We start from the raw sequence: 16481 nt of genomic DNA, 5'->3' as shown, positions 1-16481 counted from the left end.
ATGCTGTGTTATTGCAGCGTAATATAATTATCGACATTGTTAATACTGATGAATGATGTCGTAGTTAATATTTCGTGATTGAATGATTTAATTTTTATTGAATCATCCAAACTTAAAATAATACAGTGGAGTTTATCTATGAGTGAGTTATTAGTACAGCCTCGAGCCTCTATACCTGCTGGCTTATCATACTTTTATTGGGATGATATTTATCATAATACTACCGGAAGCATCTTTCAGACCCATGCTGATGATACGCCTTTTAGCGGTGGAACAAGATGTTTCACTCAAAAAGTCACTCAGGCAACTAAAGAGAATAAAGATTCGGGATATTACACTCGTTTTAGTAAAATGCAAAAGACAGTCGATCTGGACTCCATTTCTGCGAGTGATTCTGCCGGTAATATAATTTACTTTATCTCTGTGAACAAAAATACTACTAAAGTAGTTAGCTACTTCAGATATGGCTTAGACAACAAGTTAATCGAAAGCCAGTCGTTTAGATATTCGGGGGATAGATTTACTGGGCGCACAAAGTCTACCTACAACCCTCGCGGTCAGAAAACAGAGAAAGAGCAATTTGATATTCGTGACAAGTTAATAAAGTCTGAAAATTTCAGCTATAAAGCCGATGGCTCCGTAATAGATGAAAAGATCTACAGCCTAAATGGAGACATTAATTCAAGAACTAAATTACATTATGACTTCAGCGGCCGTGTTATTAAAAGTGATGAATGTAATTCAGACGGTAGCCTTATTGAAAGAACGGTATTTGAGTATAAGAGTAGAGGGCAGGGGCTGTGTAGGAAATTGATTTTCAATAGTAACCGTGATTTAACGAGTAAAGAGGAGTTTGGTTACCATGAAAATGGTGAGTTATCCTGGTCTGGTAAAATAAACTACAATAGCAAGAATACCAAAGATGTTGAATCACGTCATTATTCTAATGGTAAAGTGAGTAAAATAATCAATGATGAGTATTCACTTGGCGGTAATCTTCGCCAACGCATTGAGAAAGAATACGATGTTACCAATAGTAAACTAATTAAGAAGACAGAATTAAATTATTCTATGGATGGAATACTAAAGAAAAGTACAGAGCAATATATTCATGCTAATGGCAAAGGGAGTAAACGTATTACTCAGTATTATAAAGATGGTGTCAATTTAACGCGTAAGATTGAACTGAATTTCTCTACTATGGGTAAGATAACTGGAAAGATTGTAGAAGTATTTGATTCTACTGGTGAGATCACTAAAAAGGTCGTAGATGAGGTTGATACTAATGGTAATATGATTCGCACGATTGAAGAAAATGATGAAATAAGTTACGAAACAAAATATAGGCCGATTGATAAAAATATTACGAATAACTCGCTTAGTGATACCCGCCAGTTGGCCGATTCAATCAGCAGTTTCCCTACTCAAGAGAAAACACCAGCCCCTGAGGAAACTATTATTAGTGCTACTCTGGGGAAGAGAAGTCTTATCCCTGTTATGAATTATGTTTCACCTCATTAGCGGATGCCCTCTTTGCTAAGAGATATTCATTATGGAAACTATAATAGTCTCCAAAATGCGTCAATAAGCGGCTCATTGAGCCGCTTTTTCTGCACGCAAACTCCCAGCTCAAATGGCTCGACCAGCGAAACATCATCTAACAGAGAAATGCGATTACGCACCGGTTCCGGGCTGTTATCTACCACCACCGATGGAATAAGCGCCACCCCACACCCTAGTGCCACCATCGAGACAATGGCCTCATGGCCGGAAACAGTAGCATAAATCAATGGGTTACTGATGCGCTGGCGGCGGAACCATAAATCAATGCGTTTTCGCGATGGGCCGTGCTCGGGCAAAATAAATGGAATAGTGGCCCAATCGGGTTGTTCAATTGATACCTGTGAGCGCACTGCACAAGGCAGTGCGGGAGCAATCAAAACCAGCGGTATCTCGCCAATTTGAGTAAAGGACACGGTGGTCGGTAGCACTTCAGGGCGGCCAGCGATACCCAGATCAGCTTCATTAGATTGCACTTTATCGACTGCATCGGCGGCATCACCGGTGGTCAACTTGATTTCAACCAACGGATGGCGCGCCCGAAAGCGGTCGAGAATTGGCGGCAAATGGCTGTAGGCGGCGGTCACCGAACAAAATAGCCGTAGCTCACCACTCAGAGATGGCCCGTGCTGGCCTAATGCATGGCGCAATTGTTGATATTGCAGCAATGTTTGCTGAGCGAAGGCTTTCAATTGAGTACCCGCATCAGTCAGTTGTACCGCGCGGTTATCACGTAAAAACAGCGGTTGGCCGATAGTCTCTTCCAGCCGCTGGATTTGGCGCGATAGGGTGGATGGACTCACATGCATCGCTTTGGCTGTGCGACCAAAATGGCGGCTTTCAGCCAAATGTAGAAACAACTTCAGGTCACGTAAATCCATAACAGGCAGCCTCTTAGGTGAGAATACGCGGTGTATTGTATAATAAACAGGCTGCATTGCAGAATCTGCAATATCACATTGTTAATATATCAATTTCAGCAATGAGTTTCCTGTCATATAGTGAGTTCAAGGCAATCCCCGACACCGGCAGGGGATGTGAGAAAACAGCAACACACAATAGCTATTAACAAACACAATATTCGTCACGCAAACACATTATTCGCTGGCAGTAACTAGAATAAATAGCTGCACCCACAAAACAGAACCCGAACGGAGTAATATCATGGCTAACTATTTCAACACCTTGAACCTGCGTCAGCAGTTGGCGCAATTAGGTCAGTGTCGCTTTATGACCCGCGACGAATTCGCCGATGAAGCAGGCTACCTGAAAGGGAAAAAAGTGGTGATCGTCGGCTGTGGCGCACAAGGCTTGAACCAAGGCTTGAACATGCGTGACTCCGGTCTGGATGTGGCTTACGCCCTGCGTAAAGAGGCGATTGCCGAGAAGCGAGCTTCATGGCGTAAAGCAACTGAAAACGGTTTTAAAGTAGGTACTTACGAAGAGTTGATCCCGCAAGCAGATTTGGTGGTTAACCTGACGCCAGACAAACAGCATTCCGCCGTCGTTAAGGCTGTTCAGCCACTGATGAAAGAGGGCGCGGCACTGGGTTATTCCCACGGTTTCAATATCGTAGAAGTGGGTGAACAAGTGCGTAAAGACATCACCGTGGTGATGGTTGCGCCAAAATGCCCTGGTACGGAAGTGCGTGAAGAGTATAAACGTGGTTTTGGTGTGCCGACATTGATCGCCGTTCACCCGGAAAATGACCCTAAAGGCGAAGGCATGGCGATTGCCAAGGCGTGGGCAGCAGCAACGGGTGGCCACCGTGCCGGTGTATTGGAATCTTCTTTCGTTGCGGAAGTTAAATCAGACCTGATGGGCGAGCAGACTATTCTGTGTGGTATGTTGCAGGCCGGTTCACTGCTGTGTTTCGATAAACTGGTTTCTGAAGGTACTGACGCCGCTTACGCTGAGAAACTGGTTCAATTCGGTTGGGAAACCATCACCGAAGCGCTGAAACAAGGCGGGATTACGCTGATGATGGATCGCCTGTCTAACCCAGCTAAACTGCGGGCTTATGCGTTATCTGAGCAACTGAAAGCGATTATGGCTCCGTTGTTCCAAAAACATATGGATGACATCATCTCCGGCGCTTTCTCCAGTGGCATGATGGCAGACTGGGCGGAAGACGACGTTAAACTGTTGAACTGGCGCGAAGAAACCGGCAGAACAGCATTTGAGAACGCGCCCCAGTTTGAAGGAAAAATCTCTGAACAAGAATATTTCGACCACGGCGTATTGATGATTGCTATGGTCAAAGCGGGCGTTGAACTGGCATTCGAAACGATGGTTGATTCTGGCATTATCGAAGAGTCGGCTTATTACGAATCCTTGCATGAACTGCCATTAATCGCCAATACCATTGCCCGTAAGCGCCTGTATGAAATGAACGTGGTTATCTCTGATACCGCAGAATATGGTAACTATCTATTCGCCAATGCAGCAGTGCCATTGCTGAAAGGTAAGTTTATGGATTCTCTGCAAGCGGGCGATTTAGGCAAAAGTGTTGCCGGAACAGCGGTAGATAATGCCCAACTGCGCGATGTAAACGAAGCTATCCGTAACCACCCAATCGAAGCTGTCGGCCATAAGCTGCGTGGCTATATGACCGATATGAAACGTATCGCGGTTGCCGGCTAATAACCGACTGTAGTGTGTTATTTGATATTAAGCCTCCCAGGTAACGGGGGGCTTTTTTATTTCAGATTAACTGTATTTCGGTCAGGGTAATATTTCGTAAATAAATGCTATCACGGCCCGATAAAACTCTTGTAAGGTGCTAATCGTGGTTGAACACCTCACCAGTAATGTCTGCTTTTTGATTTTATAAATCACAAAATTATTTCGTTGATAATAAATAGGTCTCGCTAATTAGTGAGGCCTTTTTGTTTTATGAAATTACTCTGGCTGATGTTAATTACATCATAAGAAGGATTTTAAATATAAAAAGGAGATAAGTAACGAAGTAAAAAAATGGCGCGCCGAAAATGGTAAGCCCGGATTTAAAGAGTAATTTATATCGTTAAATAATATAAGCCGCCTTTCTGGTGGCTTATATTATTTATTAATTAAATGTTAATAACCTCGCTATTATTTCATTTGGTTTCCAAATGTGGATTTGTTGCGAGGTTACTAAAGCATCTTGAAATTCCTGAGCAATTTAAGCTCAGGAATCAAGATATACTGAAAAAGGGAGAAGTATAAATGGAAAATAAAAATCTATCTGATTATACAGAACAGGAATTCTTAAGTTTTTTGAAAGATATTTATTATGATGCATATCCATCTGAGGCTGAACATGATGAGGCTATTCTTAGATTTGAAGAATTGATCGAGCATCCAGATGGTTCTGATTTGATTTATTACCCTAATGATGATTGGGAAGATAGCCCTGAGGGTATTTTAGCTGAGATAAAAAATGGCGAGCCGAAAATGGTAAGCCGGGGTTTAAGAAATAAATAATAGTGAGAGTAATAATATAGACCGTCTCTCTGGGCGGTCTATATTGATAAGTTTTTTATTTCAGCTCACGACTAAAAGGTTTACGGTTACCTAAATCATCAATTAAAACAAAATTGACGATTTTACTGCCTGGGACTGGTGAGCTGTTTAGCAGAAAGTCGAGCTTTGAATAGGGGGCAACCATATCCGGTAGCCCTTCAGCGGAACCGAATGTTAAAGACGCTAACGACGCATAATAAGGGGTCGGATTATTAACCTTAACCAAGGTGGTGTCGCCGTTACGTTCAAGCGTGAAAGCTAACGCTGTACCAAGAGTATTTCCCGGTGCTGGTAGGTTTTTAGGCCGGTAAAAAACTTTATATTGCAGCCGTAAGCCCAGCGTAACGAAAGATTCATCTTCGGCTTTAGGTGCCGCTTTAGGTGGGATCTCGTAAACATTGAGCCAAAATGCAGATTCCCGATCCACCGGTAATTTACTGGCGCCCGACAAAATTAATCGTAGGCTGCGTTGTGCCTGTGGTTGTAATCGAAACAGTGGAGGTAACACTAATACGGCAGAAATCGCTTTCTCCGGTGTTGCCATCAAGTCGCCGTCGTCCACCCAAACCTGTACCGCCACCGGATAGCTATTGCTATTAACCAGTTGCAGTGATTCTTCAGTGTTGCCTTCACTGAAGATAACGCGTGTTTTTTCCGCAATCACACTTGCCTGCGCCGGTACACTACAGGCCATCATTAGCCAAAGCAGCAAGCCACTAAACTTGCGACTTTCACGTTTGAAAAAGCGATTATTGGACACGTATAACCACTTGCGCATGTGCATTCACTGCTCCTGGCGTCACGGTTTGCCCGCTGATTTTGCTTAACTCAGCCCGAAAGTTCTCAGTGTAACTGTTCCCGCCACTCACCGTACCGGTTAACTGCTGTGCGCCCTGGAAGATACCATACCAGCCACCGCTATTTCCGGTTTGAGTCACATTCTTTGATAGCAGATAAATTGGGTTATTGTTGCGGTAGATACGTATCCCCACGCCACTTGCCATGCCTGCGGTGCCATAATTATCTGATACCAAATGGCTAATACCACCACTGCCGTTCATTAATCCCAAAGCTTGCGCTTTGGCCGCATTCGCTGCCGGCACCAGAAAGCCCATTGCTATAGCGCCTGCATTAACGCCGGAGGTGATACCGGTCTGGCATTGGAAATCCACATTAAACTCAGCAGAACTGGTATTGCCGTTATTGAGTTCTGCGACAGAAATCCTGGGTAATATGACGGTTGGCGTAAAGTTGGTTACCGCGCAAATTGTAGTGCGACGAAAAGTCACATAATTGTACAACCCGATAGAGGCAGGCCAGGTCGAATACCAACCGGGCCAGTTTGATACCGAGTCAGTTCCTTCAATCGGGCCACTAACACCCGGCCCCTTAAAGGCGATATAGGCATTTGGCTGAGTGTAAGCATAGGTATAAGATGCGGCATTGTTGGTGCTGGAACGTGCATAATCGATACGGAATAGCTCGGTATATAGGTTACTAAAGTTCTTAGCTTTGACCAAAATACGGCCAGTGCTGTCGGTATCCAACCCAGTTAAGCGTCGGCCTTTCCAGAGGCGTGAGTAATATTCACCCGTGGATAGGTTAGTCAGCCTGATAACCACATTACGGACATAAGTCGCAAAGCCGGAGGGCACATTGCCTGCAATCGCACCATCTTCATTCTTGCCGCCAAAATCGTTATCCCCGTTAGTGGCATACATCTCGAAAAGCTGATCGACGTCGGCTGCGGCACAGCGGAACAGTACCCTATCAGGGTCATAACCGGTATTCAGTGCAAAGGTGGTAAAGTCAGATGTCGCAGCGGCTAATAATGTGCCGTCGGGTTGAAAATTGGCCGCAGTACTAAGGTCAATAACACCCGGTAAGCCGAGTGATCCATTATTGTTATCCAGGGAGCCGGCCCACGTACCTGCCGTACCATCACCTGCACCTAGCTGATTCTGTGCTGTAATTCGGGTGCAAGTTGACCATGCTGATGGGCTAAATAGCCCAATAAGTAATATCATGCTTACCACCGTGCGCGCGCGATGGTAACGGCAAGGCTTGGTTAGCCGTGAGGTGTCGTAAGATATGAGTTGTTCTGTTGGTCTTAACATTATTGTTCTCATAATTGTTAACGGCGGCAACTGCCTGTGATATGGATGATCTCTTGCTCAGTATCCTGGCTACCCAAAGCATAAGGTAATTCACACTGTTCGTTGCTGTTTTCACCCCAGCGAACATGGAGCGAACCTTTGTCCTCTTTCACGCGTACGTAGATCTGATTCCCTTGGCCTACCATGCCGACAATTTCATTTTCACTGGTATACACATCTGCGCCCAGTGGTAATCCCTCACCTTCGGCGGCCTGGGTTTGGATTAATACCGCGTAGCCGGTCAAGGTTTCGAATTTCACTTTCACCGCGGCTCCGGCATAAGGGACGACGCGCCCCTGATTCTCTTTCAACTCCGTGTTGCGATTAATGCCTTTGGTATCCAAGCCAACCGTATTGTAATTATAAGGTGTTAATGCCGGTATTAGGGCAAAACCGTTACTATCAATTCTCGCGCCTTGCGCATTTCGTACTGTCGCACCTTGAGCGCCATCCGCTTCAATTAAACCAAAGGTTTCGCCGAGATATGGCCCGAGGGTCACGCCTTTTCGATGTATTACTGCCGCTCCGCGAGCGCCAGCACCATATTGGGTATAATTATTGCCACGAGAATAGCTGCCATTGACAGTCGCATTAGGGAATTGTTTTTGTATATTTGCACCCCAATTATTTGAGCTGCCACTGATATTGCTGTCGTCATAGCCAGCATTCACAGAATAGTTCAATGTATTACGTTCACCGGCAGTACCGGATAATGACGTCTGATAGTTATTGCCACTTTTCGGGTTACGGTTGGCAGACATTGATAAATATTGATTCCTACTGCCAATATTCAGAGGAATAGACACAGTTAATGATGCAATATTTTCAGTATCGCCATAGCGTGTTGTTGTCTCATTAGCATCCTCATCCTCCCAACTAAACTGGGTAGATGTATAAATAGTACGCTGGCGGCTGATTGCTACGTTATAACTGATATCCCGGTAGCTATTTGAATAATTTAGCTGTAACTGTGTATCTCTCTGCGTATCGTTATAATAATCACTGGTCGATGCGGAAGCTGCGAGTTGCCCATAACCACCCAAAGTTTGGTTTATTGTGGTGGTGAATTGGCTACGTTGTTTATAGGTCGATGAATCCCAGGTACCGCCATTTTGTTGCACTGAACGCACACCGAAAACATCATTTAAATCGCGATATCCTTTGGTTGAATAGCGATATCCGGCCAATGATAATGTCGTCCCAGTGTCACTAAATGTCTGGCTATAGGTGGCTTGTAGCCGCCAGCCATCTTGTGTTTGGTCATCTTCAACTTTGGCATAAGAATAGGTGGCATTAAGGCCAAACGCACCAACTGTCGTACCCAATACACCACCGGCGAGTAATGCCGTATAGTCTTGCGCTAAACGAAGGCCACTATTAGCCGTTAACTGATTGGTAAGGCCACGCTCATAGGTGAAATCAGTGAAATAGGTATCAATATTAGTGAAATCACGAGATTCCCCGACCACGGCATTATAACGGCTCACCCCTGGGCGCATTGAATCCGGCACGGCACTGAATGGCACAGTAAATGTCGAACGGCTACCATTTGCCTCAATAACCTCAATATTGAGGTCACCCTGGCTGGTGGTGCTATATAAATCATTAATAACAAATGGGCCAGGAGCAACGTTAGTTTCATATATTTCACGCCCATTCTGGCTAATAACAACTCTGGCATTGGTGCTGGCAACACCACGTACTTCAGGCGCAAAACCGCGCATTGACTCTGGCCACATGCGTTGGTCGGTTGCCATTTTAACGCCACGAAATGACATAGTGCCAAATAGGGTACTGTCGGTAAACGTTTCGCCCAGCGTTAATTGACTATCTAATTGTGGGATAGGGCGCTGTATATAAGTGCGGATATTATTCCATTGGGTATCACTGTTATTACTATTACTGGCATAACGCACGTTTGATTGTTGGCGTAGTTGCCATAACCCAAGATTAAGGCCGCTTTTTAGGCCAATAAAGCCGTAGTCAGAGGTGCTATTTTGTTGCGACTGAGTGTCGCTGCGATAAAAGTTGGAACTGTAGTTAATAAACGCGAGTTTTTCACCTTCCTGCCATTCACTCTGCTCGATATAGCCCCTGGGCCGGTTTTGCAGCAAAGCTTGTGGAATTGCCAGTTCTAAGCGCAGTTTTGCCTGATCAAAATGAAAAGATGCCCCTTTTACCCGCTCAGCCAATGGCCCGCATTGTTCTGTAGATGTCGCGGCAGCAGAATCTGAGACTGGCTCTGTCTCTTGGAGGCTGGGTTCGTTGGTGTCGGTACTGTTCTTGTCAATCAGTTCAATACCCATTGACGTTAAGAACTCATCGCTCAGGCAGGGGTAAACTTCGGATGAACCCGCATTCTTAACAAATTTAATGGCCGTGCGTTTAAACTGTTTGTTATTAACTAAGACATCTACGCCCTCGTAATTGCCAGCGGTAACCGAATTCTCTTTATTAAGCTGATTCAAACCTGAGGCAAAATTTGTCCCTAAAAAGAGAGACTCATCAAATTCGAGGCTTTGTGGTTCTTCTTGAGCCAGAACAACGTCAACATGTAATATTAAGGTAATACATAATGTTAATGCTTTCTTACGGGCAGAGAATTCTTTTTTGGCAACGACGCGTGCGAACTCCATAGATCTTCCTTTACCGGAAAGTTACTACTAAACACGGCATATTTATCAATTTTAAAGTTGCAGATGTGTTGGCTGTACTTAATAAATAGAATCACTTAATGATATCAGTGGTTCTAGCTCAATGAGAGCCTCATCTCTACGAGGTAGCATAAATGCTTTAAAATCGGATTCTGACCGATTTGTCTCTCATTTGCTGTGTTCCTGCATATTGAAATCTATGGGGTATAACTGCCGCTATCTTGTCCGCCGAAATCATTCACTATCAGGAAATTAACAACAGCTTTAGAAGGTGCAGATGAGTTTGGAATAACCCACTTGGCTTGAGACATCGGAGGGATCATCTCTGATTTTATTTTTAAGTTTTTTACCTGCCCCAACGACTTCCCCACTGGCGATGGTGGCATAGAAACCTGTCGGATTATTTCCCGTAACAACAACATCTTTACCTTGTTGGCGCACACTAAAAGTCAGTGCGTCGGATACTTGGTCAATACGACCAGTAATGCTTTCGGGCCGATAAAATATCTTAATGCGATTACGCATCAGCACTAACATTTTATTATTTTTCTCTGCTTTATTGACGGGAGGTACCTGTAAAAAATTAAGGTAGAACACAGACTCTCTATCAGTTGGCAGGCCGCTACCGGTATATTTCAGCCGCAATGTTTGTCCCGCATTTGCTTCAATACGAAAGAATGGAGGGGTGACAATAAAGGGCGCTTTACCCGTCTCTGGCGTTGATTGGGCATCGCCACTGTCTAGCCAGACCTGAACAGCATTAGGGAAGTTATCTTTATTGGTCAATTGCACACTGTGCTCTTTTTCCCCCGCCGAATATATAATACGACTGCCGTTCATGACCACGCTGGCTTTGGCAGAAAATATACCCATAAAAATTAATAAAGTGATTAACAGATAACGAGAACTGTAGCTTTGTATATTAAGCATGATGGGTATGTCCTCTAAAGGAAACTGGCCGAACGGTTCTTTTTGTCGGTACTTGACGCTGCGGGCTATGGAGGTCATCCGACTCACTTACTGCTAAGTTTATCGAGTTCTGACAACTTTGCCTGATTGCAGCGTCAATTAATTAGAGTATATCTACTCTGGGAGGGTAGATATTACAGATAAGAAACTGCGTATTGTACAGAGGCAATCACAGAACCAGGGGTTGCTATTCCGGTTGAGTAATATTGAACCGCAAAATCATGCTCTGCTGTTGTTTCGCCTGCTTTTAACACTATACCATCTTGTGGCAAGCCGCTATTCAAATCGATGCCGGCTATTGTTGTTGCGTCTTTCAGTAACTGAAGTTCAACGTTCGTGGCAGTGCCCGTATTTTTTAAGTTACCGGAAGTTGTTACCTGACTACCAACGAAAACTGTTTTTATATCAATATCATCAGGGCCTATTGTGCAGCCAGATACGCCCAGCGTAAAGGTGGTTTTACCTGCTGTTTTGCCTGAGGTATTCAATTCGCCACTCGATACTGTTGGCAGCAATACCATTGGGTTTGCATTAAGTCCGTTGACAGTTACAGAGCAAGTTTGTGCTGTGACTTCCCCTTGGAAAGTAATCGTATTATTACTGGCTGCCAGTGCAGCAGTCGTGGACGCAGAGAATAACGCTATAGCCAAAGTGATCTTATTCATTTGAAACTCCAATATAATAATTAGAAATCAGCCAAATACTCAGTCATATTGAAGTACGACTGAATATTTAGTTTAATTAATATGAAGTGGGGTAATGACTATATGTGCGAATGTTATTCGATTATACTTGTCAGCTTTCCACATGTTCTTTAATTAAGTCATTTAATGGTGTCTATTTTTCCACATCCATTACTTGATGCTGAGAGAATATAGAACTCTGTCTTAACTTTACATAGGATAAACTAACTGATTTGTGTAGGATAATTCCTACGAAAAATAATACCGCAGTAAAACTAATTTAAGTTATTGTTTTATTTGTAATTTAAATTAACTTTAGAATTGCTAATGAGATCTTTCTTGTTGTTTTTTTTGAAATACTCGTTTTAGTTAATATTTTCTGATGTCTGGAGTAAGAATTATCTAATGTTATTTTCGGGTGTATTATTCGTTTTAGTGAAATGTGAAGATATAGAAACAACTGTTACAATAGTGTTTATACTATTGTAACTGAAAGCATTAATATGATGTGGATAACATAAAATGATAACCGATAGGCATAATACTAAATTATTTGCGCCGCCTAAAGGTGGCGCACGACTGATTTAGTTACGGTATAACACTTTAATAATGTGGTAACCGAACTGGGTTTTTACCGGGCCATAAGGTTGCAGCAATTCGCAACTGAACACAGCTTTATCAAATGCTGGAACCATATCCCCTTTATTGAATTCGCCCAGATCACCACCGTTACGTTTTGACGGGCAGTTAGAGAACTTTTTCGCTAACTCTTGGAAATTTGCACCGTTATTCAACTGTGCCAGAATATCGTTTGCCTGCTTTTCATCATCAACCAGAATGTGCAGCGCAGAAGCTTTGTTTGCCATAGTCACGATTACCACCCATTGATAGGGTCTATTAGGGTTATTTGAACGAAGGTTATTTTCAAGGTGGCCTTGAAGCGCGTCAGTGTAGCGTATTTTGGTGGCAATGAGTGCCACTCCTGTTAGAGTTTTACAAATCAAAAGCGCAGGCAGTTTTTTTTCACTGGCGGCTTTCTGCTACAATCCTGTTCCCCTCGTCCACCCACAGAGTTTCCGAGTGCCATGCAATTAAATCCCAGCCAACAACAAGCCGTCGAATTTGTCACCGGACCCTGCCTGGTGTTGGCCGGTGCAGGATCGGGTAAAACCAGAGTCATTACAAACAAGATTGCCCATCTGATCCGCCAGTGTGGTTATCAGCCTAAACATATCGCAGCGGTCACCTTTACCAACAAAGCGGCGCGTGAGATGAAAGAGCGTGTGGCTCAAACACTCGGTCGCAAAGAGGCCAGGGGCTTGATGATTGCCACTTTCCATACTTTGGGGCTGGAAATCATCAAAAAAGAGTACAAAGCGCTGGGGATGAAATCGAACTTCTCCCTGTTTGATGCGCAGGATCAACTGGGCTTATTGAAAGATTTGACCCACAAGTGGTTGGAAGACGATAAAACGTTACTGCAACAGTTAATATCCCAGATCTCCAATTGGAAGAATGATCTGCTCGATCCGGCGAGTGCTGCGGCACAGGTACGATCTGAGCGCGATAAGCTATTCGCCCATTGCTACGGTTTATACGATGCTCATCTGAAAGCCTGTAACGTGCTGGATTTTGACGATTTGATCTCGCTACCGACGCTGTTGCTGCAAAAAAACCTCGAAGTGCGTGAGCGTTGGCAGAATCGCTTGCGTTACTTGCTGGTGGATGAATACCAAGATACCAATACCAGCCAATATCATATGGTTAAGTTGTTGGTGGGCAGCCGGGCGCGCTTTACCGTGGTGGGTGATGATGACCAATCCATCTATTCATGGCGCGGTGCGCGTCCACAGAACCTGGTTTTATTGAATGAAGATTTCCCACAGTTACAAGTGATCAAGCTGGAGCAGAATTACCGCTCATCTGGCCGAATCCTGAAAGCGGCCAATATCCTGATCGCCAATAACCCGCATGTTTTCGAAAAGAAACTGTTTTCAGCGCTGGAATATGGCGATGAGTTGAAAGTTATTACCGCCAATAATGAAGATCATGAAGCGGAAAGGGTGGTTGGCGAGCTGATCGCGCATCACTTTGTCAAAAAGACTCAATACGGCGATTATGCCATTTTGTATCGTGGTAACCATCAGTCAAGGTTGTTCGAAAAGCTGCTGATGCAAAACCGCATCCCTTATCGTATCTCTGGTGGTGATTCGTTCTTCTCGCGGCCAGAAATCAAAGACTTACTGGCTTATTTGCGGGTGTTGACCAATCAGGAAGATGACAGCGCATTCTTACGTATTGTGAATACGCCAAAACGTGAGATTGGTTCAGCAACGATCCAAAAACTGGGTGAATGGGCTAATGTGCGTAATAAAAGCCTGTTTCGAGCCAGTTTTGATTTAGGGTTGGGTGAACATCTCAAAGGCCGTGGCCTGGAGTCGTTACAGCGCTTTACCCATTGGATGGACGGTATTATTCGGTTAGTGGAACGTGAACCAGTGGCTGCGGTACGGGATTTGATCCACGGTATCGATTATGAAAGCTGGTTGTTCGAAACCTCTCCCAGCCCGAAAGCCGCTGAAATGCGCATGAAGAACGTGAATCTATTATTCAGTTGGATGACCGAGATGTTGGAAGGGTCTGAGCTGAATGAACCGATGACACTGATTCAAGTGGTTACGCGTTTTACCCTGCGCGATATGATGGATCGGGGAGAAAGTGACGAGGAGTTAGATCAAGTGCAACTTATGACGCTGCACGCCTCGAAAGGGCTGGAATTCCCTTATGTTTTCTTAGTCGGAATGGAAGAGGGGTTGTTGCCGCACCAAAGTAGCATTGATGAAGATAATGTGGATGAAGAACGGCGTTTGGCTTATGTGGGTATTACCCGCGCTCAACGTGAGTTATTTTTCACTTTATGCAAAGAGCGGCGGCAATACGGCGAGCTGATTCGGCCAGAACCCAGCCGTTTCCTGATGGAACTGCCGCAGGATGATCTTAATTGGGAAAACGAGCGCAAAGCGGTCAGCCCGGAAGAGCGGATGCAAAAAGGCCAGAGTCATCTGGCCAATATTCGGGCCCAGCTAGCGAATGCAAAGAAACAGTAACGGGCAGCGAAGTTAATGCAGCCGTCGCCGGTATCAAAGACGTTATTAAATACCATCATATTTTGGCTATTACCCAACTCGATACCATCAGCGTTATTTGCATCATATGTTTGGTGGATCAATCCGTTGGCAACCACATTATGATTTTCCAGATTCGCCAGTATATCTGCGGTATAGGGGTGTTGAAGCAGTACATGCACTGTCATCCTTTAAAATAAACATCATTTTATAAAAATACACACGATGTTTATTTTTAAGACTGGGGGCGATCACAGTCTGATAGTTTTATCGGAATTTCAGTGCGAAGGAGGGAGATGGGGCGGCCTTGGCCGCCCAACAGCAAAGAATTTAGTTAAATTCTTCTAATAATAGTGGCCACTGGACATAGCTCTGCCAGTGACTTTCTTGCTCTAGCGCTTCAGCACGGTATGGATGCTGTTGCAACCAGCCTGGCGGCAGCAAAACAGTCAGTGTTTCACCCTTGGCCCGCAGCCTGATCGCTGGCAGAGTGTCATCGCGGCGGCGGCTGGAGAAAATAATCGCCAGACGCAGTAAACGACACAAGTGTTGTGCCATTGCCATTGGCAAGGCATTTTGTTGGTTTAATAGTGATAAATCGAGCGTATCGCTTTGATTTTGCAGCAGAGCAGAGAGCAGTAGTTTTTGAGCGGGAGTGAAACCGGGTAAATCCAGATTGCGGATCAGATAGGCCGCATGTTGCGGAGCACGCTTAAAATCGACGCTTAAACCAATTTCATGGATTAAGCAGGCATTTCGCAGTAACTCACGACATCGGTTATCGAGATGCCACTCTTTCTCCACTTGCAGTAAAAAGTTATCAGCCAGTTGACTGACACGCTTGGCTTGCTCAGTATCCAGCAAATAACGGCGCTGCAAATTACGTACTGTTCGGCTGCGAATATCCAACTCAACCGGCAGATGTAACATGCCATACACCAGCCCTTCGCGCAGTGCGCCGCCAGCTAACGTCATGCTTTCAATTGCCAGTTCCTGGAATATGGCGATCAAAATAGACAGGCCGCTGGGGAAAACCAGTGCTCGCTCCAGTGTTAAACCGGGGATTTCCAGCTCTTCCAGCTTGCCGCACTGAATTGCTCGTTGTTTGAGCTGCTGCAACTTGGCCAGCGTGATCAGTTCATCCATACCCTGAGCGACCATGATCTCTTGCAGAGCTTGCACAGTGCCAGATGCTCCGACACAAATTTGCCACCCGTGATCACGAAAACGCTTCGCGACCGGTTTGATCATCTCGCGGGCGGCGTGTTCAGCGCGTTCAAAATTGTCTTTTGCCAGATTGCGGTCACTGAAATAACGCTCCAGCCAGGTAACGCAACCCATTGATAAACTGACAAGTATATTGGCTTGAGCACCGTTGCCCGTCACCAGTTCTGTACTGCCGCCACCAATATCGACCACCAGACGTTGCTCTGGCCCGCCAGTGGTATGCGCCACGCCATGATAAATTAGTCGCGCTTCTTCTTCACCACTGATCACCTGAATGGGGCAACCGAGGATCTCTGTTGCTGTGCGCAGGAACTCGTCAGCATTGGAAGCCAGACGCAGGGTTGCTGTTGCCACCACGCGGATCTGATCCAAAGGAATATCCTGTAAACGTTCTGAAAAAAGTTTCAGGCATTGCCAGCCACGCTCCATCGCTTCTTGCGATAAGTGGTTCTGCCTATCCAAACCGGCAGCCAAACGAACTTTTCGTTTAATGCGAGCCAACGTTTGGATACTGCCTGCCACCTCACGTACCACCAACATGTGGAAACTGTTGGAGCCAAGATCGATGGCAGCATAAAGTGAGGTGGAACTTAGCATTGTTTT

General features: G+C 44.9%; 11 protein-coding genes and 2 pseudogenes. 4 read left to right on the top strand and 9 right to left on the bottom strand.

Going from position 1 to position 16481, the window contains the following annotated elements:
* Positions 1-138: 138 nt before the first annotated feature.
* The gene (locus YALDO0001_RS14465) at positions 139-1521 is read left to right on the top strand and encodes a hypothetical protein (RefSeq protein WP_042840153.1); all 1383 of its coding nucleotides are present in this window, start codon (positions 139-141) and stop codon (positions 1519-1521) included.
* 38 nt (positions 1522-1559) lie between these two features.
* Here the strand turns inward: YALDO0001_RS14465 and ilvY are convergent, their stop codons facing one another.
* A complete protein-coding gene (ilvY, locus tag YALDO0001_RS14460) occupies positions 1560-2441 on the bottom strand; it encodes an HTH-type transcriptional activator IlvY (protein WP_004704173.1) in 882 nt (293 codons plus the stop codon).
* A 283-nt stretch (positions 2442-2724) separates the two neighbouring features.
* Here ilvY and ilvC point away from each other — a divergent pair, with 283 nt between their 5' ends.
* Together ilvC and YALDO0001_RS14450 are read left to right on the top strand one after the other, a co-directional pair.
* Positions 2725-4203, top strand: coding sequence for a ketol-acid reductoisomerase (gene ilvC / locus YALDO0001_RS14455; protein ID WP_004704172.1), 1479 nt, complete (start codon positions 2725-2727; stop codon positions 4201-4203).
* A 564-nt stretch (positions 4204-4767) separates the two neighbouring features.
* Positions 4768-5021 (top strand): annotated as a pseudogene (locus YALDO0001_RS14450) (bacteriocin immunity protein).
* Between the two features lie 59 nt (positions 5022-5080).
* Here the strand turns inward: YALDO0001_RS14450 and YALDO0001_RS14445 are convergent.
* From YALDO0001_RS14445 to ppiC, 6 genes and pseudogenes are all read right to left on the bottom strand, one after another.
* Positions 5081-5848 (bottom strand): fimbrial biogenesis chaperone, encoded by a 768-nt coding sequence (locus YALDO0001_RS14445; RefSeq protein ID WP_042840152.1) that lies wholly within the window; start codon positions 5846-5848, stop codon positions 5081-5083.
* Positions 5814-7091 (bottom strand): fimbrial usher protein StbD, encoded by a 1278-nt coding sequence (gene stbD, locus YALDO0001_RS14440; RefSeq protein WP_004704168.1) that lies wholly within the window; start codon positions 7089-7091, stop codon positions 5814-5816. The genes YALDO0001_RS14445 and stbD overlap by 35 nt, the downstream gene beginning before the upstream one ends.
* Before the next feature lie 107 nt (positions 7092-7198).
* The gene (locus tag YALDO0001_RS14435) at positions 7199-9856 is read right to left on the bottom strand and encodes a fimbria/pilus outer membrane usher protein (RefSeq protein ID WP_004704167.1); all 2658 of its coding nucleotides are present in this window, start codon (positions 9854-9856) and stop codon (positions 7199-7201) included.
* A 215-nt stretch (positions 9857-10071) separates the two neighbouring features.
* Positions 10072-10804, bottom strand: a pseudogene (locus YALDO0001_RS14430) (fimbrial biogenesis chaperone).
* 173 nt (positions 10805-10977) lie between these two features.
* A complete protein-coding gene (locus YALDO0001_RS14425) occupies positions 10978-11508 on the bottom strand; it encodes a fimbrial protein (protein ID WP_004704165.1) in 531 nt (176 codons plus the stop codon).
* A 602-nt stretch (positions 11509-12110) separates the two neighbouring features.
* Positions 12111-12392 carry a peptidylprolyl isomerase PpiC gene (ppiC, locus tag YALDO0001_RS14420; RefSeq protein ID WP_004704164.1) on the bottom strand — a complete coding sequence of 94 codons (282 nt, stop codon included), beginning with the start codon at positions 12390-12392 and terminating at the stop codon, positions 12111-12113.
* A gap of 219 nt (positions 12393-12611) precedes the next feature.
* Here ppiC and rep point away from each other — a divergent pair, with 219 nt between their 5' ends.
* Positions 12612-14633 carry a DNA helicase Rep gene (gene rep / locus YALDO0001_RS14415; RefSeq protein WP_004704163.1) on the top strand — a complete coding sequence of 674 codons (2022 nt, stop codon included), beginning with the start codon at positions 12612-12614 and terminating at the stop codon, positions 14631-14633.
* Here the strand turns inward: rep and YALDO0001_RS14410 are convergent.
* Positions 14585-14833, bottom strand: coding sequence for a hypothetical protein (locus YALDO0001_RS14410; RefSeq protein WP_042840151.1), 249 nt, complete (start codon positions 14831-14833; stop codon positions 14585-14587). The two genes, rep and YALDO0001_RS14410, sit on opposite strands and share 49 nt — an antisense overlap.
* A 148-nt stretch (positions 14834-14981) precedes the next feature.
* Positions 14982-16475 carry an exopolyphosphatase gene (ppx, locus tag YALDO0001_RS14405; RefSeq protein ID WP_004704162.1) on the bottom strand — a complete coding sequence of 498 codons (1494 nt, stop codon included), beginning with the start codon at positions 16473-16475 and terminating at the stop codon, positions 14982-14984.
* Positions 16476-16481 lie beyond the last annotated feature (6 nt).

The sequence above is a fragment of the Yersinia aldovae ATCC 35236 genome, assembly GCF_000173735.1.
Lineage (GTDB): Bacteria > Pseudomonadota > Gammaproteobacteria > Enterobacterales > Enterobacteriaceae > Yersinia > Yersinia aldovae.
The sequence above is the reverse complement of the archived record's forward strand: the minus strand, read 5'-3'. Positions and strand labels throughout refer to the sequence as shown.